Source organism: Pontibacter sp. HSC-14F20, assembly GCF_019599265.1.
Lineage (GTDB): Bacteria > Bacteroidota > Bacteroidia > Cytophagales > Hymenobacteraceae > Pontibacter.
This window is the reverse complement of record NZ_JAHZTC010000014.1, coordinates 38,589-58,776: the sequence shown is the minus strand read 5'-3', so window position 1 is coordinate 58,776 and position 20,188 is coordinate 38,589. Positions and strand designations below refer to the sequence as shown.

Here is a 20,188-nt window from a genome sequence, read left to right as displayed (position 1 = left end):
TAGCACCTATTTGAATCGGGCAGAAGGGATAAAAAAAGTAAAAGCCTTGAACCGTTTCCGATTCAAGGCTTTCTTGGGTAGCGGGAACAGGACTCGAACCTGTGACCTTTGGGTTATGAGCCCAACGAGCTACCAACTGCTCCATCCCGCACTGTTATTGTGTTACAAAAGTAGTATAAACATACTTACTACGCAAGCTTTGGTTGCTAAAAACCTCAAAAAAATTGTGAGAATCTAGAATTTACTCGTGATTCCGAAGTGTATCTTCGAGGCTCTCAGCGACATAGGCTGCTGTTCTGATTTTCCGACAGAATACACTAATTGAAAAATTCCTGCGCCGGTGCTGAAGCTGATGCCTCCGCCAACCCCGAGCGGCAGTCCTTCGGCCTTCGATTGTTCCAGGTCGCTGCGGTAATAGCCCTGATCGTAGAAAAGCAGCACATAGGAATCCTCGGCTGTGAACAGGCGATATTCCAGCGTACCGATGCCATAGGTGGAGGCAAAAAAGAAATACTCATCAAAACCTCTTAAGGAAGACAGCCCGCCGATGCGATACATGTCATTGAGGAAAATCTGGTCGTTGAGTAGTGCCTCACCCCGAATCCTGGCCAACAGGGCGCTGTTTTTGCCTATCCTGAAGAAGTTTTCCAACCGCACGCCCAGGCTGAGCTGCGTAGTATTGACCTCCAGGGTGTCGTAAAACTCCTTCTCCAGATTTGGGTTGCGCAGCAGCTTCTTGCGGCCTGCCGCCAACTGCAGTTCCACCAATCGTCCTTTACGAGGAAAATAGAAGTCATCCAGATTGTTCCAAAGGTAGTTCAGGCCGTAGGTGTTCGTGCGGGCGTCAGCCAGGTCGAGGGCCCGGAGGCTTTGCGGACTGGCCGTAGAAAGAATGCGGGAGTTGCGCCACTCTGTAAATACACTGAAGCGTCCGTAACGGATGGTATTATAGGCCAGCTGTACCCGCGGTTGTATAGTAATGAAACTGGAGTCCTGTTTGAGCAGCCCGAAGCGCGTGCCCAGCTCGAAAGGTGTTCCGAAAAGGTTTGGATGCAGGTACTCGCCGTTCAGGATGACAGAGCCTTTGTTCACCCTGCGCCACTGCAGGCCCAACTGCTTACCGCTCCCTTTGATGTTGCGGATGTTCATATTAGCCTCGCCCGTAATAAGTAGCTTGTTGCCGGAGCGACTCGGGTCAGGTAGGAAACCAACCACACCATCTAGCTGGTTTGTCTGTCGGTCTTCTAAAAAGTAAACTACTTTTGCCTTGTCCCGGAGAAACTGTACCTGCGGCGGACGCACCACTTTTAGGTATGACAGCGTGGTGAGCATCCGCTGCGAGGCCTCCACCTGATCCTGGTTATAAGGCTGGCCAGGGTATAGCTGCAGGTAGCGCATCAGGAATTTAGGCTTCGTTTTGCTGCCTCCCATCACTTGCAGCGTATCGTAGATTACCACAAAGGCTTTCTCCACCATCAGGGCAGCCGATATTTTGTTGTCTTTTATCTGAATGGAGTCAAGCCAGACGGAGGCGAAGGGATAACCGTTGCGCTCGGCATAGTCGAGGATGCGCTGCTGCAGCCGGGCATATTCGGCAGGCTTAAAAGGTACGTTGCGGTAAAACTTCTCCCGAAAACCCGACTCCACCAGTATACCTTCGCTTAGGTTGCCATTGCGCAGCTCAGCCCAGTCAAAACGATTGCCGATGTGCAGTTTCACGTGGAGCGTATCGTTGCGCTTGTAAGAGCTGTCGGCAGAGGTCAGCAGGTAGGCGTCCTGATGCAAACGATGTACCAGTGCTGTTACTTCTTTGCGCGCCTCTATGGTGTCGGCCAGTTGCGTGCGGTAGTTGTACTGCCGGAGCACCTGTTGGTCAGAGCCGGCAGCGTATACCCTGAGCGCTGCCATTGGCTGTTTAACCAACTTGGGCGTTGGCGGCTGCACCTGCTGCGGTGGCACAGGCGGCTTGTCCTGCGCCTGCAGCAGGGGCAGGCACATGAATAAGCACCACACTAAGACAGCGATTTTGTACATTTGTACACTAAATGGTTGAATTGTTTACTGGCTAAATTGTTTCTCTATTAACATGAGGCTTTTGCTCAAATTATGCTCGCAAAGGTATAACTGCCCGAACGGATTCCTGCATCATACCTTCACATAATAATTAAGCGAAACAACAATTTAACCATCAGCAATTTAACAATTAAAGATTTGTCCGGCATATACCTTCATATTCCCTTTTGTAAACAGGCCTGCCACTACTGCGACTTCCACTTCAGTACTTCCATGGGGCACAAAGAGGCTACCATACAGGCCATTGCCCGGGAGCTGGAACTGCGTAAAGATTACCTGCAGGGACAGGAAGTGCGTACCATTTATTTCGGTGGTGGCACCCCTTCGCTGCTCACACAGTCGGAGCTATACCTTCTCCTGCAAACCATCAAAGCGCTGTTTATAGTTTCGGAGGGGGCAGAAATAACACTGGAGGCCAACCCGGATGACCTTTCGCCGGAGAAGCTTCAGGAGCTGAAAGCGGCAGGTATAAACCGATTAAGCATTGGGCTGCAATCCTTCCATGAGCCGCACCTGCGCATGATGAACCGCGCTCATAACGCAACGGAGAGCCTGCAATGCGTACGCGACGCACAAGCTGCCGGCTTCGACAACATCACCGTGGATCTGATCTATGGTATACCTGCGCTGGACCACAGCATCTGGCTGGAGGATTTGAAAACACTCTTTTCACTTAATGTGCAGCATGTTTCCTGCTACGCCCTGACCATAGAACCCGACACTGCCCTGGGCCGTTGGAGCAAAAAAGGCACTTTCAAGCCTTCGGAAGACGAGTTTACGGCGCAGCAGTTTGAGATCTTGCTGGAGCAGATGAAGGCGCATGGGTATGTGCAGTACGAGGTGTCCAACTTCAGCAAGCCCGGTTTCGAGTCGAAGCACAACAGCAATTACTGGCGTGGCGTGCATTACCTGGGCGTTGGCCCGAGCGCGCATTCCTTTAACGGCCACAGCCGGCAGTACAATGTAGCCAACAACCGTAAGTATACCGCCGCCCTGGCTGAAAGCGCTATACCTGCCGAGGTGGAAGAACTGACATTGGCCGACCAGGCCAACGACTACCTGCTTACTACACTCCGCACCATCTGGGGTTGCGACCTGAGCGTGATGCGCGACAGGTATAGCTACGACCTGCAGTCACAGCATCGGCTTTACCTGCAACAGCTTAGCGAGAAAGGATTGGCGCGTGTTGAGGCGAATGTGCTATACCTGACCGACCCAGGCAAGCTGCTTGCCGACCAAATAACCCTGGACCTGATGATAGAATAGCACGTGCTGATTATATCAGATTTATTTGTAGATTTGATTTCAGCCGGAAAAAAGCCCCGCGCTACACCACCATGCAGCTATTGGAAACACTTTACCTAAACGACATCAGCCGAATTTCCACAGACCTCCAACACGGCATATTGGCGAACACCTGGCTGCGCCCCGTGGAACACAGCGAGATGCTCCAGACTGCTGAAAAGTTAAGCTTGCTACTGGAGGAGTCTAAGGCTGATAAGCTGCTGCTGAATGCGCTGGTCATTGGCAAACTGCTTCCCCATACCAAAGAGTGGCTGTCTACTACCTTTTACAAATCGCTTTCGGAACTGGGCGTGAAAAAACTGGCTCGTGTGCTGCCCGAAAATGTGTTTAACAGGCTCTCATTTGAGTCTGTGATGACAAGGGCAGAGGCACTTGGGGGAGTGCACTTTGAGGCGAGGAACTTTACGAATGATGCAGACGCCCTGCGCTGGCTGCGCGATTATGAGAGTTAAGTGATGCAGGCCTCCATTACATACCGCGACCAGCCCTATACCTTCGACCCGGCACAGCCGCTGGACATCTCCATGCCGCTGCACGATAAACAGCTGCAACCTGAGTGCTTCTGGGCTGAGCCAGCGAAGTTTGATGTGATCCGGGTGGGAGATTTTGTCGGAAGCGTAGCCCAGGGAGGAAGCACCAATTACAAGCGCATGCACCTGACGCCGCACGGCAACGGCACTCACACCGAATGCTACGGCCACATTTCAGCCGACGAGCACGCCACCATCCACAACTGCCTGAAACGCTTCCTGTTTGCAGCACAGCTCATCACGGTAACTCCACAAAAGCAGGAAAACGGCGATGAAGTGGTACTACTCGAGGATGTGAAAGCCGGACTGCAAGGTATAAAATGCGAAGCGCTCATCATCCGCACCCTGCCGAACTCCGACGAGAAACTCACCCGCCACTATTCCGGCACCAACCCGCCCTACCTGGAGCATGCCATTGGGCAGTATCTGGCTGAGAAAGGTATACAGCACCTGCTACTCGACCTGCCCTCTGTGGACCGTGAGCTGGACGAAGGCAAACTGGTCTGCCACCACGCTTTCTGGCAGTACCCCAAAAACACCCGCTGCGGCGCCACTATCACCGAACTGATCTATGTACCGAACCAGGTAGAAGATGGGCTATACCTGCTCAACATCCAGCTCGCCAGCCTGCAACTCGACGCCAGCCCAAGCAAGCCGGTGCTATACAAGCTGTCGCCTGTTTTCCCGACTTTATAAGGTATAGCTATACCTGCCAGATCTCCCGCGAGTATCTTAGCCAACCGCCTAGCTAAACCTGCGACAGCCCATTTTCTCGATAATCATAGAACTAAAAGATGCTTTAAAGTCGTGCGATAGGTATGGCTATACCTGTTAAAAAGAAAAGCTGAAGCCAAAAGCCCCAGCCTTAAGGTTAGATTTAGTTTAGTTGAGGTTTCTTTAAAACAACTGCTTCGCCACTTTCCGCACCGATTCCGACTTGCCCATGGAGTAGAAATGCAGGCAAGGCACACCAAACTCCATCAGTTCTTTAGACTGCTGAATCGCCCACTCCACACCTACCTGTGCGGCCGCTTTGTTATCGGCACAAGACTCAATAGCATCGGCCAGCGCGCACGGAATCTCGACATGAAACAAGCTGGGTAACAGGGTGAGCTGCGTTTTGGTGGTCATGGGTTTCAGGCCCGGAATGATCGGCACGTTTATACCCTCGGCACGGCAGCGATTCACGAAATCGAAGTACCTCTGGTTTTCAAAGAACATCTGCGTGACGATGTACTCTGCGCCGAGCTCCACTTTCTTTTTGAGCCAGCGCAGGTCTGAGGTTATGTTGGGGGCCTCGAAGTGCTTTTCTGGATAGCCCGCCACGCCAATGCAAAAATCAGTACCGTTGTGGTACGCCTGCTCATCATCGAGGTAACAGCCCTTGTTCATGTTCACGACCTGGCCGATCAACTCTGTTGCATAGGTATGCCCGTCGGGTTCCGGCACGAAGCGCTGCTCACTCTTCACACAATCTCCCCGAAGCGCCAGTACATTATCTATACCCAGGAAGTGCAGGTCAATCAAGGCATTTTCTGTTTCCTCCTTGCTGAAGCCGCCGCATATCAGGTGAGGCACCGTGTCTACCTTGTAATGGTTCTGGATGGCCGCACAAATGCCTACAGTACCCGGGCGCTTGCGCGTGCTGCGCTTTTCCAGCAGGCCGTTCTCGCGCTGCTTGTAGATATACTCTTCGCGGTGGTAGGTCACATCGATAAAGGGCGGCTTGAACTCCATCAGCGGGTCAATGTGGCTGAAGAGGGTTTTCATGTTCTCGCCTTTGAGTGGCGGCAAGATCTCAAAGGTGAACAGCGTATTGCCGTTGGCGTTCTGGAAGTGCTCGGTTACTTTCAAGGTATAGCTGAATTGTTAAATTGCTGTATTGTTAAATGGTTTGAGTACTACACCGCCTGCTGCGCTACCGGCTTTGGCTCGTAGTTCAGGTTTGGAGAGAGCCAGCGCTCCAGTTCCTCTTTGGCCATACCTTTGCGCCGCGCAAGGTCGGCTACCTGGTCTTCGCCGATTTTGCCGAGGCCGAAGTAGCGGGAATCCGGGTGGGAGAAGTACAGCCCGCTTACCGAGGATGCCGGATGCATGGCCAGGTTCTCCGTCAGGATCACACCGGTTTCTTCTGCCTTCAGTAAGTTGAACAGCGTGATCTTCTCGGTGTGGTCGGGGCAGCCCGGGTAGCCAGGGGCAGGGCGTATACCTTTGTATTGCTCTTTGATCAGCCCTTCGTTATCCAGCTGCTCGTCTGCCGCGTAGCCCCACAGTTCTTTTCGCACTTTCAAGTGCATCAGTTCGGCAAAGGCTTCGGCTAATCTATCAGCCAGCGCTTTCACCATGATGGATTTGTAATCGTCGTGCTCGGCTTCGTACTGCTCCAGGAGCCTCTCGATGCCAAAACCAGACGATACGACAAAGCCGCCAATGTAATCGGCTATATCTGTTTCTTTCGGGGCCAAGAAATCGGAGAAGGACAGGTTCGGCACATTCGCTCCTTTCTTGCCCTGCTGTCGTAAGGTATGGAATTCCGTCAGCACGTTTTCACGTGAATCATCGGTATATACCTCGATGGTATCGTCGGCCTCCACGTTGGCGGGGTAGAAGCCCACCACGGCGCGGGCCTCGAGCAATTGCTTGCCTACGATCTCCTGCAGCATGGCCTGTGCGTCGGCAAACAGCTTGGTGGCTTCCACACCCAGCTCCGGATCGTTCAGGATTTTCGGGTACTGCCGCTTGAGCTCCCAGGTATGGAAGAAAGGCGTCCAGTCGATGTAAGGGATGATTTCCTGCAGCGGGTAGTTGGTGTATACCTTGTTGCCGGTAAAGCTTGGCCTGGCAACCTCCGTTGCCGCCCAATCTACTTTATACTTATTGGCGCGGGCCTCTGCTATACTGGCAAAGGCTCGGTCTTTCGTTCGATTCAGGTGGTCTTCGCGCAGCTTTTCGTATTCGGCTCTGATTTCAGCGATATAAGTGTCGCGCTCGCTGCTGAGCAGGATACTCACCACCGTCACACTGCGCGAGGCATCATGCACGTGTATCACCGGGCCGCTGTACTGCGGCGCGATCTTCACAGCTGTGTGCACCCGCGACGTAGTGGCTCCCCCAATCAGGAGCGGGATCTTCATGCCGCGGCGCTCCATCTCCTGCGCTACGTATACCATCTCGTCCAGCGAAGGGGTAATCAGCCCGCTCAGGCCGATGATGTCTACCTGATGCGCTTCGGCTTCTGCCAGGATCTTATCCAGCTGCACCATCACGCCCAGGTCGATCACTTCGTAATTATTGCAGGCCAGCACCACGCCCACGATGTTTTTACCAATGTCGTGGACGTCGCCTTTCACGGTGGCCATCAGTATTGTGCCTGCCGTTGACTTTGAGGTGTCGGACGCCAGCTTTTCTTTTTCCATAAAGGGCAGCAGGTACGCCACGGATTTTTTCATCACGCGGGCACTCTTCACCACCTGCGGCAGAAACATTTTGCCGGCACCAAACAGATCGCCTACCACCGACATACCTGCCATCAAGGGTCCCTCGATCACATCCAGGGTTTTAGTTGCCTGCTGACGCGCCTCTTCGGTGTCTTCGTCGATAAAATCGACGATGCCTTTTACCAGCGCATGTTTCAGACGCTCCTCCACCGGCGCCCCACGCCAGGAGTTATCAGCGGCAGTGGCTGTTTTACCTTTGCCTTTGATGGTTTCCGCGTAGGTCACCAGCTTTTCGGTTGCGTCCGGATGGCGGTTGAAGATCACATCTTCGATCAGGTCGCGCAGTTCAGCCGGAATTTCGCTGTACACGCCCAGCATGCCGGCGTTCACGATGCCCATGTCCATCCCTGCCTGCACGGCGTGGTAGAGGAACACGGTGTGCATGGCCTGGCGCACCAGATCATTGCCACGGAAGGAGAAGGAGAGGTTACTCACGCCCCCGCTTATCTGCGCATGCGGCAGGTTGGCCTTGATCCATTTTACTACTTCAATGTAATCAACCGCATAGTTGTTGTGCTCCTCTATACCTGTGGCGATGGCCAGGATGTTCGGGTCGAAAATAATGTCCTGCGGCGGGAAGCCTACTTCGTCCACCAGGATGCGGTAAGAGCGTTCGCAAATCTCTTTTCTACGCTCCAGCGTATCGGCCTGACCTGTTTCATCAAATGCCATCACCACCACGGCAGCGCCATACTGGCGTACTTTGCGTGCAAGTCTTTTAAAAGCTTCTTCTCCTTCTTTTAAGCTGATAGAGTTAACGATCGATTTACCCTGCACGCATTTCAGCCCCGCCTCTATCACACTCCATTTCGAAGAATCAATCATAATGGGCAGTTTGGCAATGTCGGGTTCGGAGGCGATCAGGTGGAGGAAGTCGGTCATGGCCTGCTCCGAATCAAGCATACCTTCGTCCATGTTCACGTCAATGATCTGGGCACCGCCTTCCACTTGCTGACGGGCAACTGAGAGGGCTTCTTCAAATTTGCCATCAACGATCAGGCGGGAGAATTTTTTGGAGCCGGTGACGTTGGTGCGTTCGCCGACGTTCACGAAAAGGGTATCAGAGGTGATGGTGAGGGGCTCGAGGCCGCTGTAGCGGGGAAGGGGGGCTACGGGAGTGGGAACGTGCGGTTTATACCTGCGCACCAGGTCTGCGATTACTTTAACGTGTACGGGCGTCGTGCCACAACAACCACCCAGTACGTTCACCAGCCCTTCCTTCAGATATTCCTCTACAATAGCGCCCATCTGCTCGGCTGTCTCGTCGTAGCCGCCAAAGGCGTTCGGCAGACCAGCATTCGGGTAGGCGCTGATGTAACAGTCCGAAATGCGGGAGAGCTCCTGAATGTGCGTCTTAAGCTGACGCGCCCCCAGGGCACAGTTAAAGCCCACGCTTAGGATAGGCGCATGCGAGATCGAGTTCCAGAAAGCCTCTACCGTCTGCCCGGATAAGGTACGTCCGCTGGCATCGGTGATGGTACCAGATACCATAATGGGGAGTTCTTTGCCGCCATCATTTACATACTGCTGAATAGCAAAAAGTGCGGCTTTGCAGTTGAGCGTATCAAACACAGTTTCCACCAACAGCAAGTCTGCACCGCCGTCCACCAGGCCGCGTACCTGTTCGTAGTAAGCTTCCACCAACTGGTCAAAAGTGATGGCGCGGAAACCGGGGTTGTTCACATCCGGGGAGAGCGAGGCCGTGCGGTTGGTCGGACCGATGGCGCCGGCTACGAAGCGCTTGTGCGCAGGGTTTTTTGCTTCCGCTTCATTCGCCGCCTCACGGGCTATCTTCGCCGACTCGTAGTTTATCTCATACACCACATGCTCCAAGCCATAATCCGCCATCGCGATGCTAGTACCGCTGAAGGTATTCGTCTCGATGATATCGGCACCGGCCTCCAGATACTCGGTATGAATGGCGCTGATGATATCCGGACGCGTGATGGAGAGCAGGTCGTTGTTGCCCTTCAGGTCAGACGGATGATCCTTAAAACGCTCGCCGCGGAAATCGGCTTCGGAGAGTTGGTAACGCTGGATCATGGTACCCATGGCGCCATCGAGCACGAGCACGCGCTCCTGCAACAAAGTATGGATCGGATGTGATTTGGTCATTTCGGTGTTCCCCTCTTGGTTAAGTCTACATAAGCGCTTATCAAGAAGGACACCCTGAGGTAGGTATACTCTCTTATCTTTTCCCGGCCAAGGTATGGCTGAGAAGGGAATTAGCACCAAGCTGGTACAAGGTTGCTAAGACGTCATAGGGCCCTGTCCCTCGGTCTTTCTTGATAAGAAGCTGTAAAGATACATACTTATCCGAAAACCACGAATTTTTGTTGCCTAAGAATAGGAAGTTATCGGGCAGATGTGGGGGGTGTACTGAACTGTACAAAAGGTATAAAAACAGAAAGGGACACCAGAAGTGTCCCTTTCCTAAAAGAGTTTAATTGTTTTCACTCTATAACTCTTTATATCTAGGTATACGGGCCTTATGCAGGTATGTTGCCGTATACTGAAAAGAATTTTCCCCTGATCAGATGCTTCACCAAGCCCCCTTGCTTCCGCCTCAGGTATAGCCCGATCGTCTGCACATTTAGCCGGTTAGTATAATACTTTATGTTGGTTTAATTAAAGACAATATCTTAAGGACTCAGAGCAGCTTAGCAGGTATATACATGAACTTCAAAACATTCACGCTCAATGGCATCAGCGTTTTCCTGGGGCTTATCTTCTTCACGGCAGGTATGGCGAAGATCTTCTACGAGCACCGGTTCCCTGGCCTGATCGGGCCGGTATGGCTGGAGGAGAAACTGGCGGAGTTCGGCTTAGGGCTCTTCGCCCGCTTCATCGCCTACTCCCAGATTGTGGTAGGGTTTATGCTGTTGACGCTCCGATACCGCACGCTTGGCGCCATCGCCCTGCTCCCCATGTTGCTGAACATCCTGCTGGTTACTATATCGCAGGTCTGGAAAGGCACGCCCTATGTACTGGCCTTTTTCCTTTTGCTGAACCTCGCACTGCTGGCAGCGGAAGCCCCCAAACTTCTGCATCTGCTCGGAGTCAGAACGAATTATGCAACTACAGCCCACTCGCCTATACGCTATGGTTTGATCTGGCTGTCGGGCCTTAGCCTGGTGCTATGCAGCGTACCGCTTTCTTTCCAAAGCCAGACTGCTGCTTATTTACTTTGTGGGGCAGGTATAGCTACCGGGCTCTATACCTACTGGAACGGCGGCCGGGCAGGAAAGCAAACAATAGCGCCCCCGGCTATACCTGAAGCCGAAGCCATACCTACCCCGAGGCAAAAAGTATAGCAAATAAAAAAGGGATGCCGTGGGCACCCCTTTTTTATTCTTCCACCCGCAGGTGGCAGTATAGGCTGTAAAGCTTACGCTTCAGCTTCTACTTTAGGAATTACAGAAACGTAAGAACGGTTCTTAACGCCTTTTTTGAATTGAACTACACCGTCAGTCATAGCGAAGAGTGTGTGGTCTTTGCCCATACCCACGTTGTTACCTGGGTGGTGTGCAGTACCTCTTTGTCTTACAATGATGTTACCTGCGATGATGTCCTGACCACCGTAAATCTTAACACCAAGTCGTTTTGAATGTGACTCGCGGCCGTTATTAGAACTACCAGCTCCTTTTTTGTGTGCCATTTTCTTTTACTATTTAGTTCAGGTCAGTAGTGACTCCAACCCGAAAAGATTTTACGATTAATTTCCTCTTACTGCTTACCCAATGCTCTCGATCAGGACTTTCGTATAATGCTGGCGGTGACCATTCATTTTACGATAGCCTTTTCTTCTCTTCTTTTTGAAAACGATCACTTTGTCGCCTTTCACGTTGCCAAGGATTTTTCCAACCACTTTAACACCGCTAACGAAAGGAGCACCCAAAGTAATAGTGCCGTTATCATCAGTAAGAAGAACATTGGTGAACTCCACGGCGTCACCATCATTGCCGGAAAGCTTGTTAGCGTAGATGAACTTACCGCTCTCTACTTTGGTCTGTTGACCTGCGATTTCTACAATTGCGTACATCAGCTTCAATGTATGATTTAAAAAAATTTAAGTCTGCAAAATTAGCGGACTTAAAGTTAATATGCAAATCATTGTTTTCTAATTCTTTCTGTTTCTGCAGCGCTTATGGGCAACCATGTGGATAACGCTGTTGAAATCTACACTCCGTAATTTTGCACCTTCCAAAAACACGCATAACACATTAGTCCGCAGCGCCTTGACTCATTAGCGCAAGAAACGGGTTTTCCACAGCAGCTTCCAAACCCAAACAAAATTCAGCTTTAAGAAGATAGCTCCTGCAGCTAAATTTGGATTTTGCACCGCCGAAATCAACCCCAACTCCTGAGCAGGCTCCCTTAGGTTGTACTTTTCAGCACTTAACAATGATTTAATATTTAATTAACTATATTTTAACAATCATATATGTTAACGGCATCATGTTAATAAGCCTGTTAATTCCGGCTCAATTTTCAGACAATCAACCACTTAACAAAGTGTTAATAAATTGAACAACTTTAGCCCGCCAATTCAAGTTCTTATCACTATATTTGAAATCCTGTTACCCAAAGGTCATTCCCCGTAGGGTGATCAGACAGGTAGGTTTAACATCTAATAAAACAGTAACGAAGTGTCGCTGTTAATTTAAATAACATTAAAGTTTACGCGCATGGAGCCAATACTACAAGAAAACCCGAATCGCTTTGTTTTATTCCCGATACAGCACGACGAGGTGTGGCAGATGTATAAGAAAGCAGAAGCCAGTTTCTGGACTGCCGAGGAGATCGACCTGTCGCAGGACCAGAAGGACTGGGAAAACCTGAACGACGGCGAACGCCACTTTATCAGCCACGTACTGGCCTTTTTCGCCGCTTCAGATGGCATCGTAAACGAAAACCTGGCGATTAACTTCATGCAGGAAGTGCAGCTTCCGGAGGCACGCTGCTTCTATGGCTTCCAGATCATGATGGAGAACATCCACGCCGAAACCTATTCGCTGCTGATCGACACCTATATAAAGAAGCAGTCTGAGAAAGACTACCTGTTCAATGCGCTAGAGACGGTGCCGTGCGTGAAGAAAAAAGGCGAGTGGGCCCTGAAGTGGATCAACAGCGAGAATTTTACGGAGCGCCTGATTGCTTTTGCGGCTGTGGAAGGTATTTTCTTCTCCGGTTCTTTCTGCTCTATTTTCTGGCTCAAGAAGCGTGGCCTGATGCCGGGTCTTACCTTCTCAAACGAGCTGATCTCCCGCGACGAAGGCCTGCACTGCGACTTCGCCTGCCTGCTCTATTCTATGCTGAACGAAAAACTGCCTGAAAGCCGTGTGCACGAAATTATCCGTGATGCCGTAGAATTTGAGAAGGAATTTGTGACGGACGCACTACCGGTTGACCTGATCGGCATGAACGCCAAGCTGATGAGCCAGTACATTGAGTTTGTGGCCGACCGTCTGCTTGTGTCATTGGGTTGCAGTAAACTTTACAACGCCACCAACCCGTTCGACTTTATGGAGATGATTTCGCTGCAGGGCAAGACCAACTTCTTCGAGAAGCGCGTGGGCGAGTACCAGAAAGCCGGCGTGATGGGCGACAAAGACAAAAACGTTTTTTCGCTCGACGAAGACTTTTAACAATCTGAATTACTTTGTAAGTTTAGGAAATAAAGGGCGCCGGGCCTCGGTCCGGCTGCTTCCCGAATTACCTTACCATCCGGATGCAGGTACAGCCAACCGCGTCGATGCCTGCAAACCGGACTCTATACCTGGCAAAGGTCGCCAGACGGGGCATTCGCCTCCAAACCTGTGAAAGCAATTGGCTTTAGCTTTTAAACTATAGTATTTCAACGGATTACGTATAGTCATGCGTATTTCCCTATGAAAATATTAACATGTATCAACCCGCTGCATCGGTAGCGGCTCTCTTATACCTATACCTTATAAAAAACCCGGGCTTTTGACTCCCGCTAAATGTATACGCTATGTTAGTAGTTAAACGAGACGGCAGACGCGAATCCGTCAAATTCGATAAAATTACCGCACGCATCGAGAAGCTGTGCTATGGTCTGAACATGGACTATGTGTCGCCGATTGAGGTAGCCAAGAAAGTAATTGACGGCATCTACGACGGCGTAACAACCATTGAGCTGGACAACCTGGCGGCTGAAACTGCTGCATCGCTCACCACCAAGCACCCCGACTATGCGGTGCTGGCTGCGCGTGTAGCCATTTCGAGCCTGCATAAGGTAACGAGCAAGTCGTTCTCCAACACCATGAAGCGTCTCTATACCTACGAGGATCCAAAAACGGGTGAAAACGCTTCTCTATTGGCCAAAGATGTGTATGAGATCATCCGCAAGCACGCTGCTACGCTGGACTCGACCATCATCTACGACCGGGACTACAACTACGATTATTTTGGATACAAAACGCTGGAGCGCTCATACCTGCTTCGCCTTGATGGCAAGATCGTGGAGCGCCCCCAGCATATGTTGATGCGTGTGGCCGTGGGTATCCATAAGGAGGACATCGAATCTGCCATCGAGACTTATAATCTCATGTCTGAGAAGTGGTTTACGCACGCCACACCAACATTATTCAATGCCGGCACCCCAAAGCCGCAGCTGTCCTCATGCTTCCTGCTCACCATGCAGGACGACAGCATACCAGGCATCTACGATACGCTGAAGCAATGCGCGCAGATCTCGCAGAGCGCCGGTGGTATCGGCCTTAGCATCCACAACGTGCGTGCAACAGGCTCTTATATCAAAGGCACCAACGGTACAAGCAACGGTATTATACCTATGCTGAAGGTGTTTAACGACACTGCCCGCTACGTGGACCAGGGTGGTGGCAAGCGCAAAGGCGCTTTCGCCATATACCTGGAGCCATGGCATGCCGATATCTTTGAGTTCCTGGACCTGAAAAAGAACCACGGCAAAGAAGAAAACCGCGCCCGCGACCTGTTCTACGCCCTCTGGACGCCAGACCTGTTCATGAAGCGTGTGGAGCAAAACGGAGACTGGAGCCTGTTCTGCCCGAACGAAGCACCTGGCCTGGGCGACACCTGGGGACAGGACTTTGAGCGCCTGTACGAGAAGTACGAGCGCGAAGGCCGTGCCCGCAAGACGGTGAAAGCACAGGATCTGTGGTTTGCCGTACTGGAGTCTCAGATCGAGACAGGTACGCCGTACATGCTCTATAAGGATGCGGCTAACAGCAAGAGCAACCAACAGAACCTGGGTACAATCAAGAGCTCCAACCTCTGCACCGAGATCATGGAGTATACCAGTCAGGATGAAGTAGCGGTGTGTAACCTGGCTTCGCTGGCACTGCCTCGCTACGTGAAAGAGGAGAGTGGCCACAAGGTGTTTGACCACCAGAAGCTGTTTGATGTGACCTACCACGTGACGATGAACCTGAACAAGGTGATCGACATTAATTACTACCCGGTACCTGAAGCCCGCAATTCCAACATGCGCCACCGTCCGATCGGATTGGGTGTGCAGGGACTTGCCGATACCTTCATTGCACTGCGTATGCCGTTTGAAAGCGACGAAGCCAAAGGCCTGAACAAGGATATCTTCGAGACGATCTACTTCGCCGCCATGACGGCTTCTAAAGATCTGGCCAAGAAGAACGGAGCTTACGAGACGTTTAAAGGTTCTCCACTTTCAGAGGGTAAATTCCAGTTTGATATGTGGGGCGTAACACCAGACAGCGGCCGCTGGGATTGGGAAGAGCTGCGTCAGGAAGTAGTGAAGCACGGTGTGCGTAACTCTCTGTTGCTGGCTCCAATGCCTACTGCCTCTACTGCACAGATCCTGGGCAACAACGAATCGTTTGAACCTTATACTTCTAACATCTATGTGCGCCGCGTGCTTTCAGGCGAGTTCATGGTGGTGAACAAGCACCTGCTCAAAGACCTGATTGGCCTGGGTCTGTGGAATGATAAGATGAAGAACGCCATTATCGCAGCCAACGGCTCGGTGCAGGACATCCCCAACATCCCGCAGAACATCAAAGACCTGTATAAGACAGTATGGGAGATCAGCCAGCGTACCGTAATCGATATGAGTGCTGACCGTGGTGCTTACATCTGCCAGAGCCAGTCACTGAACCTGCACGTAATGAACGTGAACTTCGGTAAGCTGACCTCAATGCACTTCCACGCCTGGAAGAAGGGCCTAAAGACAGGTATGTACTACCTGCGCACTAAAGCCGCTGTAGACGCCATCAAGTTCACGGTAGAGAAACAAGCCGCTGAAACCCTGGAGCCAGTTTACAACCAGGACCAGAATCGCAGCGACATGAGCTGCTCACTGGATAACCCAGACGCTTGCGAAGCTTGCGGATCATAAATAACTGAAGAAGGAGGACTTAGTGTCCTCCTTCTTTTTTATTCGATACTCGTTTATCCTATGTTATGAATAAATAAGCATTAATAAACAAATAATGATGTTCACATCCTCACGCTCTAAAGAAAGAAGCAAAGGACTTAAAGAAGCTAACTATATATTAGGGAACAAGGGTGATGTATTTTCAATACATTACTCTTGTGAGTGCTTCAACAGATCTAAAAGCAGTAGGCCAAGAGTAACATCAATTTCTATCTATAACGTAGCAACAAGAGAACAAAACTCTTTCAATATACATGTCGAGGCCCAATTGAAAAGTTACAATTGTAAGAGGCTATCAGAGAATGATCTAGACGCATCTGAGCGATCACTACTACACAGGTTTTATAAGTTTGTAAATAATAATCATGGCTGTATATGGGTTCATTGGAACATGAAGAACTCAAAGTATGGCTTCGATGCATTAAGTATTAGGTATAAATTCCTCACGAAAAGGTCAGCCCCAAAAGTAAGGGCTCAGCAGTGTTATAATTTAGATGTGTTACTTAGGAAACTTTATGGCCATAACTTTGAAGTAGATACCTGTAATAGCAAACTCCTTAATTTAGCAAAACGCAATAATATTCCTTTTAAAGGGATGCTATTGGGTGCTGAAGAAGCTAACGCATTCTCAGCAAAGAATTATCAGGCTATCATGGAATAAAGCCAGAGTAAAGCTGAAGCAATAGGCTTAATAATGAAAGCTGCAGGAGAAAAGAGCCTAAAAGTTAATGCTTCACTTCGGGAGATATATGGCATAAGTCTCTTTAGTATTATTCTATTTGCTGGAGACAATTATGGCAAGATTAAAAAGATTGTAGCTGCAATAGGTGGCTTTTCAATGTTATTGACCACTCTATGGAGACTTGTTGAAAGCTAAACTCTATAAGCAAATTCTAAAATACAAACTGAGGCCTGATTACTCCTTCTAAATTAAGCAACAATAACATCCCACAGATCTCGCGGTGTCTTTACGACCCGCGAGGTCTTTTAAGCCAAATCATATATTGGCATCCCAGACCAAGGTACCATAAGGCGTAGTATCCTCAACCTCAACTAAGCCCCTTTCACCTACATCTCAAAGCTGCTCTCCTTCCAGCTAGATCCAGAAAGGTAGTAATCAGTCACACGACCACCCATTAAAAACAAAAAGCCACTGACAAAGATCAGCGGCTTCACAATAAATTAAGTTTAAAAAAGGACTAACAAGAGCTGGCAGTAGCTGACACCTGAGCAGGCTCCAGCAACCAATCCATGGCCTCATTTTCATCTTCAAAATCCCGGATTTCTAAAGGAACATCAAACGTATATCCTTTGTTAATCATCACCCCTACGGCCTCCCGATTCACTTCAAATTTCGAAGGTATACGAGCTAATCGCTTTAAGTGACTTTTAGCCATTCTCGGGACATGTACCTCTAAGCTCCATTTTAGGTCAGCAGGCGATATGGTGCCCATTAAACGGTCATCAGCCAGCCACCTTACTAATGAAAAGCGGTTGATCAATTCATGGCAAAGCAGATATGCTTCTCTGAGCTCAGCGCCATGCAGGCGACCGCGCCATTCTGCTTTGCCTAGCTTTAGGTGTTTGTCATATGAAAGCTTGACAAAGCTGTTTTGAAAGTAAACTTGCATCAAGAGAATTTCCTCTCAGGTAAATAGTGTTGTAAATAAGATTCGGAGCGGCCGTGGCTTTAAGTGAAAATGTGAGGTCACTAAAGCTAAGCTTTATGCTACACAAGGAATGGTTACTGCAGCGAAGCCTGCCATTTATAAGCCTGGGTATAGCATCCTGCACAAACCTATCCTGATAAGCTTGTCAGATAGCTCTTATTGTGCTTTATCGCCAAGCCAGCACAGTAGTTTATACTCATCCATCTAAATAAGACAAGTTTCCACCGCCTGCCGGGATTCCGAACTATTTAAAAAGCTACTCCAACAGCTGTGTCCATCTGCTGACTTATCATAAGGGATCACTACTATGTCGTCCGAAAATGAGAAATCATCATCAGGCTATCCTTTCATCTGCACCTGTGTTGCAAATATACTTGGTAACTGCATACGAGCAATACTTAGAATTGCACTTTAGCTCTGTATCTGTTTTAAGACATAACCTTTTAAAAAATAATAATATTTAAATTCTGCACATGCCTGGTTGTCTACACTTAGCCGGAGACTTTGGTATACCTTGCCTAGAGTGGTACGTTTTCCTCACAAAATAAAAGAGACCAGCCCTGTGGACCAGCCTCTTTACCAGGTATAGGTATAGCGTTAATTAACGCTTCACGAAACGGAATACTTCTTTTCCTGTACCAGAGATCACTGTCACGAAGTAAACACCTTGCTGCAGTTGCTGCACCGGCAACACTACCTGGCGCTCTGAAGGATTTTGAACTGCCAACAACTGCTTTCCGGCCATATCAGCCACAGCAATTGTTACCTGTCCATCAGAAGGAGCTAATCTTACAGTGATATCACTTGTGGCCAAGGTAGGATAAACAGTAGATGCAGAGGCCAGCGTCAGGTTTACAACTATAGTTTTAGAATACTCAAATGCACCATCAAAGTCAACTTGCTTCAAGCGGTAATAGTTAGTGCCGGCCGCGGACTTTGTATCCAGAAAGCTATAATTCTGCGCGAGTGAAGTAGTACCTACTCTACTTTCCACAAAAGCTATTTTCCTGAAGTTCTTACCATCAGCAGACACTTCTACTTCAAAGCCTTTGTTATCTCGTTCAGAAGCAGTCTTCCAGTTAAGCTGAGTTCCGTCGTTAGTAGATTGGCCTTTGAAAGAAACAAGTTCTACAGGGAGCGAGATAATTTCCTGAGAGGTTACAAAGAGGGATGACTCATGGTAGCATACAGAAGCAATAGGCAGAATTGTAGCCTGAAAATACGTGTCGCCACCAGGCATTGATGCAACTGGGAGTGAGGCAGGAGAAGCTCCGGGTGCCTCTGTAACTCCTAGCTCAGTAATCACTCCGGTAATTACGTTTACTGATTGCCACTTTATGCTCACCGCGTGTCCTCTGTCGATAATGTCGGAGTTAACTTTAATTATGCCCGGTTTACCTGCTTCATAGCTTTGCTTAACAAACTCGGTGTTTGCAATTAGCCCCGTATTTATAGTTGCGGCTGCAGGCACACGTGCACTTTCGCAGCCATTTGCATTTACAGCACTTATGTAATAAGTAGTGGAGGAATATATGATTGGTGATACGAATGTACCGTTGGTCGATTCAGCCAAAAAATTTCCTCCCGTGCTGTTGCCATATAGACGATATTTTCCACCTGCAGGAACTCCTGTAGCAGATATGTTTACAGTACCTGCGCCACAGCGGCTCCCATTAACTACAGCAGGTGCATTAGGAGCAATACATACCTCAGTTATAGACAAGTCATCAATGTATAACTCAGCGTTATTTGATTCAATATCCATTACATGCAAAGCCAGAAACTGATTAGGTATATTTTGCGAAACGGTGAAGCTGATAGTATACAAATTTAAAGTTGTACCAGTATTTATCACACTAACAGAATTTAACGGAGTACTCGAGCCGCTTCCAGCACTTGCCTGACTTCCGCCTCTTACCACAGCTACACTACTTGGGGAGTTGTTATTATTAGAGGAAATTCGGGCTTCAAAGCTCACCATATAAGTGTACCCAGCTCTTAAGTTAAACTGTCGAGCACTGATCACTACATAACCTTCAAAACCTCTGGATTGCTGGTTGCCATTCTCACCAACTGCTCGCAATTGGCTTCCTGTTATAGCGACAGTACCACGTGCTGGAGCAGGCAAAGAAATGCCCGTGTTATCATTAAAATTGTTAGGTCCGTACAGAATCACACTCTGCCCGAAAGCAGAGGCACTTGAAAATAGTAGGGCGAAAATTAAAATGTAAATGTGTTTCATGGCTTAATTGCTTATGCCACTATATATGAAAGAAGTATGCCAGCTTACTTTAAAGCTATTTGTTTTGAGTAGAGTACAAATAATCAAGAAACCCTGTCTTGATCGGTAGCTGCAACAGCATGAAAGACAGCTGCCTACAGAAAACCCAACAAAAGATAAATTTGCGCGAGTACAACTACTAATTTGTCTTATTACCAGAAACAAATCACAGCAATTCCCTGTATGGGAATAATTGCACCGGATTGGGACTAAATTCCCCTTTGATCTTGCTCTTTAATTGTACCAATTATTTACACTTATACTCCTCTTTTACCAAAGCCAATCTTATAATATATCTATAAACTTATATATTAAGGCCATTTTGACATAACCAGGACGCTTTTAATGGAATTTACCAGCCAATTTGACACCAAACTCTGTTGGCACCTGTTTTGCATCATTAATCTTTGAAAACTTAG

The 20,188-nt window shown here is 49.2% G+C and carries 14 protein-coding genes, 1 tRNA gene and 1 riboswitch; of the genes, 7 read left to right on the top strand and 8 right to left on the bottom strand.

Annotated features, from left to right (window positions below):
• Nucleotides 1-74 precede the first annotated feature (74 nt).
• Nucleotides 75-151, bottom strand: a tRNA-Met gene (locus tag K3G39_RS14150).
• Between the two features lie 83 nt (nucleotides 152-234).
• Nucleotides 235-1,998 carry a POTRA domain-containing protein gene (locus tag K3G39_RS14145; RefSeq protein WP_220626827.1) on the bottom strand — a complete coding sequence of 588 codons (1,764 nt, stop codon included), beginning with the start codon at nucleotides 1,996-1,998 and terminating at the stop codon, nucleotides 235-237.
• Between the two features lie 213 nt (nucleotides 1,999-2,211).
• Between K3G39_RS14145 and hemW the strand changes: the two genes are divergently transcribed.
• The 3 genes from hemW to K3G39_RS14130 all read left to right on the top strand — a co-directional run bounded on the left by hemW (nucleotide 2,212) and on the right by K3G39_RS14130 (nucleotide 4,604).
• Nucleotides 2,212-3,339, top strand: coding sequence for a radical SAM family heme chaperone HemW (gene hemW, locus K3G39_RS14140; protein ID WP_220626826.1), 1,128 nt, complete (start codon nucleotides 2,212-2,214; stop codon nucleotides 3,337-3,339).
• Between the two features lie 71 nt (nucleotides 3,340-3,410).
• Nucleotides 3,411-3,830, top strand: coding sequence for a hypothetical protein (locus K3G39_RS14135; protein ID WP_220626825.1), 420 nt, complete (start codon nucleotides 3,411-3,413; stop codon nucleotides 3,828-3,830).
• Between the two features lie 3 nt (nucleotides 3,831-3,833).
• Nucleotides 3,834-4,604, top strand: a complete 771-nt coding sequence (locus K3G39_RS14130; RefSeq protein WP_220626824.1) for a cyclase family protein — start codon at nucleotides 3,834-3,836, stop codon at nucleotides 4,602-4,604.
• 201 nt (nucleotides 4,605-4,805) lie between these two features.
• Here the strand turns inward: K3G39_RS14130 and metF are convergent, their stop codons facing one another.
• Both metF and metH read right to left on the bottom strand, forming a co-directional pair.
• Complete coding sequence (gene metF, locus K3G39_RS14125) at nucleotides 4,806-5,762, bottom strand: methylenetetrahydrofolate reductase [NAD(P)H] (protein WP_220626823.1); 957 nt, start codon at nucleotides 5,760-5,762, stop codon at nucleotides 4,806-4,808.
• A gap of 47 nt (nucleotides 5,763-5,809) precedes the next feature.
• Entirely contained in the window at nucleotides 5,810-9,520 is a 3,711-nt protein-coding gene (gene metH / locus K3G39_RS14120) for a methionine synthase (protein WP_220626822.1), read from the bottom strand.
• A 70-nt stretch (nucleotides 9,521-9,590) separates the two neighbouring features.
• Nucleotides 9,591-9,700: riboswitch (SAM riboswitch) on the bottom strand.
• 380 nt (nucleotides 9,701-10,080) lie between these two features.
• Between metH and K3G39_RS14115 the strand changes: the two genes are divergently transcribed.
• Entirely contained in the window at nucleotides 10,081-10,719 is a 639-nt protein-coding gene (locus K3G39_RS14115) for a hypothetical protein (protein WP_220626821.1), read from the top strand.
• Between the two features lie 74 nt (nucleotides 10,720-10,793).
• Here K3G39_RS14115 and rpmA read toward each other — a convergent pair whose 3' ends face one another.
• Complete coding sequence (gene rpmA, locus K3G39_RS14110) at nucleotides 10,794-11,063, bottom strand: 50S ribosomal protein L27 (protein ID WP_220626820.1); 270 nt, start codon at nucleotides 11,061-11,063, stop codon at nucleotides 10,794-10,796.
• A gap of 75 nt (nucleotides 11,064-11,138) precedes the next feature.
• Nucleotides 11,139-11,447 (bottom strand): 50S ribosomal protein L21, encoded by a 309-nt coding sequence (gene rplU / locus K3G39_RS14105; protein ID WP_220626819.1) that lies wholly within the window; start codon nucleotides 11,445-11,447, stop codon nucleotides 11,139-11,141.
• A 646-nt stretch (nucleotides 11,448-12,093) separates the two neighbouring features.
• On the opposite strand from rplU, the gene K3G39_RS14100 reads away from it, so the two are divergent.
• The 3 genes from K3G39_RS14100 (at nucleotide 12,094) to K3G39_RS14090 (ending at nucleotide 16,479) form a co-directional block, all read left to right on the top strand.
• Nucleotides 12,094-13,053, top strand: coding sequence for a ribonucleoside-diphosphate reductase small subunit (locus K3G39_RS14100; RefSeq protein WP_220626818.1), 960 nt, complete (start codon nucleotides 12,094-12,096; stop codon nucleotides 13,051-13,053).
• Nucleotides 13,054-13,400: 347 nt separating this feature from the next.
• The gene (locus K3G39_RS14095; RefSeq protein WP_220626817.1) at nucleotides 13,401-15,779 is read left to right on the top strand and encodes a ribonucleoside-diphosphate reductase subunit alpha; all 2,379 of its coding nucleotides are present in this window, start codon (nucleotides 13,401-13,403) and stop codon (nucleotides 15,777-15,779) included.
• A 94-nt stretch (nucleotides 15,780-15,873) separates the two neighbouring features.
• Nucleotides 15,874-16,479, top strand: a complete 606-nt coding sequence (locus tag K3G39_RS14090) for a hypothetical protein (protein ID WP_220626816.1) — start codon at nucleotides 15,874-15,876, stop codon at nucleotides 16,477-16,479.
• A 538-nt stretch (nucleotides 16,480-17,017) separates the two neighbouring features.
• Here the strand turns inward: K3G39_RS14090 and K3G39_RS14085 are convergent.
• Together K3G39_RS14085 and K3G39_RS14080 are read right to left on the bottom strand one after the other, a co-directional pair.
• A complete protein-coding gene (locus K3G39_RS14085) occupies nucleotides 17,018-17,449 on the bottom strand; it encodes an STAS/SEC14 domain-containing protein (RefSeq protein WP_220626878.1) in 432 nt (143 codons plus the stop codon).
• Nucleotides 17,450-18,089: 640 nt separating this feature from the next.
• A complete protein-coding gene (locus K3G39_RS14080; RefSeq protein WP_220626815.1) occupies nucleotides 18,090-19,730 on the bottom strand; it encodes a T9SS type A sorting domain-containing protein in 1,641 nt (546 codons plus the stop codon).
• Nucleotides 19,731-20,188: the final 458 nt, after the last annotated feature.

Bases quoted from the DNA above. Each gene is read 5' to 3' on its own strand.
- K3G39_RS14145 (WP_220626827.1), bottom strand. From the start codon at position 1,998: ATGTGCCTGCCCCTGCTGCAGGCGCAGGACAAGCCGCCTGTGCCACCG.
- K3G39_RS14135 (WP_220626825.1), top strand. From the start codon at position 3,411: ATGCAGCTATTGGAAACACTTTACCTAAACGACATCAGCCGAATTTCC.
- K3G39_RS14130 (WP_220626824.1), top strand. From the start codon at position 3,834: ATGCAGGCCTCCATTACATACCGCGACCAGCCCTATACCTTCGACCCG.
- metH (WP_220626822.1), bottom strand. From the start codon at position 9,520: ATGACCAAATCACATCCGATCCATACTTTGTTGCAGGAGCGCGTGCTC.
- K3G39_RS14115 (WP_220626821.1), top strand. From the start codon at position 10,081: ATGAACTTCAAAACATTCACGCTCAATGGCATCAGCGTTTTCCTGGGG.
- rpmA (WP_220626820.1), bottom strand. From the start codon at position 11,063: ATGGCACACAAAAAAGGAGCTGGTAGTTCTAATAACGGCCGCGAGTCA.
- rplU (WP_220626819.1), bottom strand. From the start codon at position 11,447: ATGTACGCAATTGTAGAAATCGCAGGTCAACAGACCAAAGTAGAGAGC.
- K3G39_RS14100 (WP_220626818.1), top strand. From the start codon at position 12,094: ATGGAGCCAATACTACAAGAAAACCCGAATCGCTTTGTTTTATTCCCG.
- K3G39_RS14095 (WP_220626817.1), top strand. From the start codon at position 13,401: ATGTTAGTAGTTAAACGAGACGGCAGACGCGAATCCGTCAAATTCGAT.
- K3G39_RS14090 (WP_220626816.1), top strand. From the start codon at position 15,874: ATGATGTTCACATCCTCACGCTCTAAAGAAAGAAGCAAAGGACTTAAA.
- K3G39_RS14085 (WP_220626878.1), bottom strand. From the start codon at position 17,449: ATGCAAGTTTACTTTCAAAACAGCTTTGTCAAGCTTTCATATGACAAA.
- K3G39_RS14080 (WP_220626815.1), bottom strand. From the start codon at position 19,730: ATGAAACACATTTACATTTTAATTTTCGCCCTACTATTTTCAAGTGCC.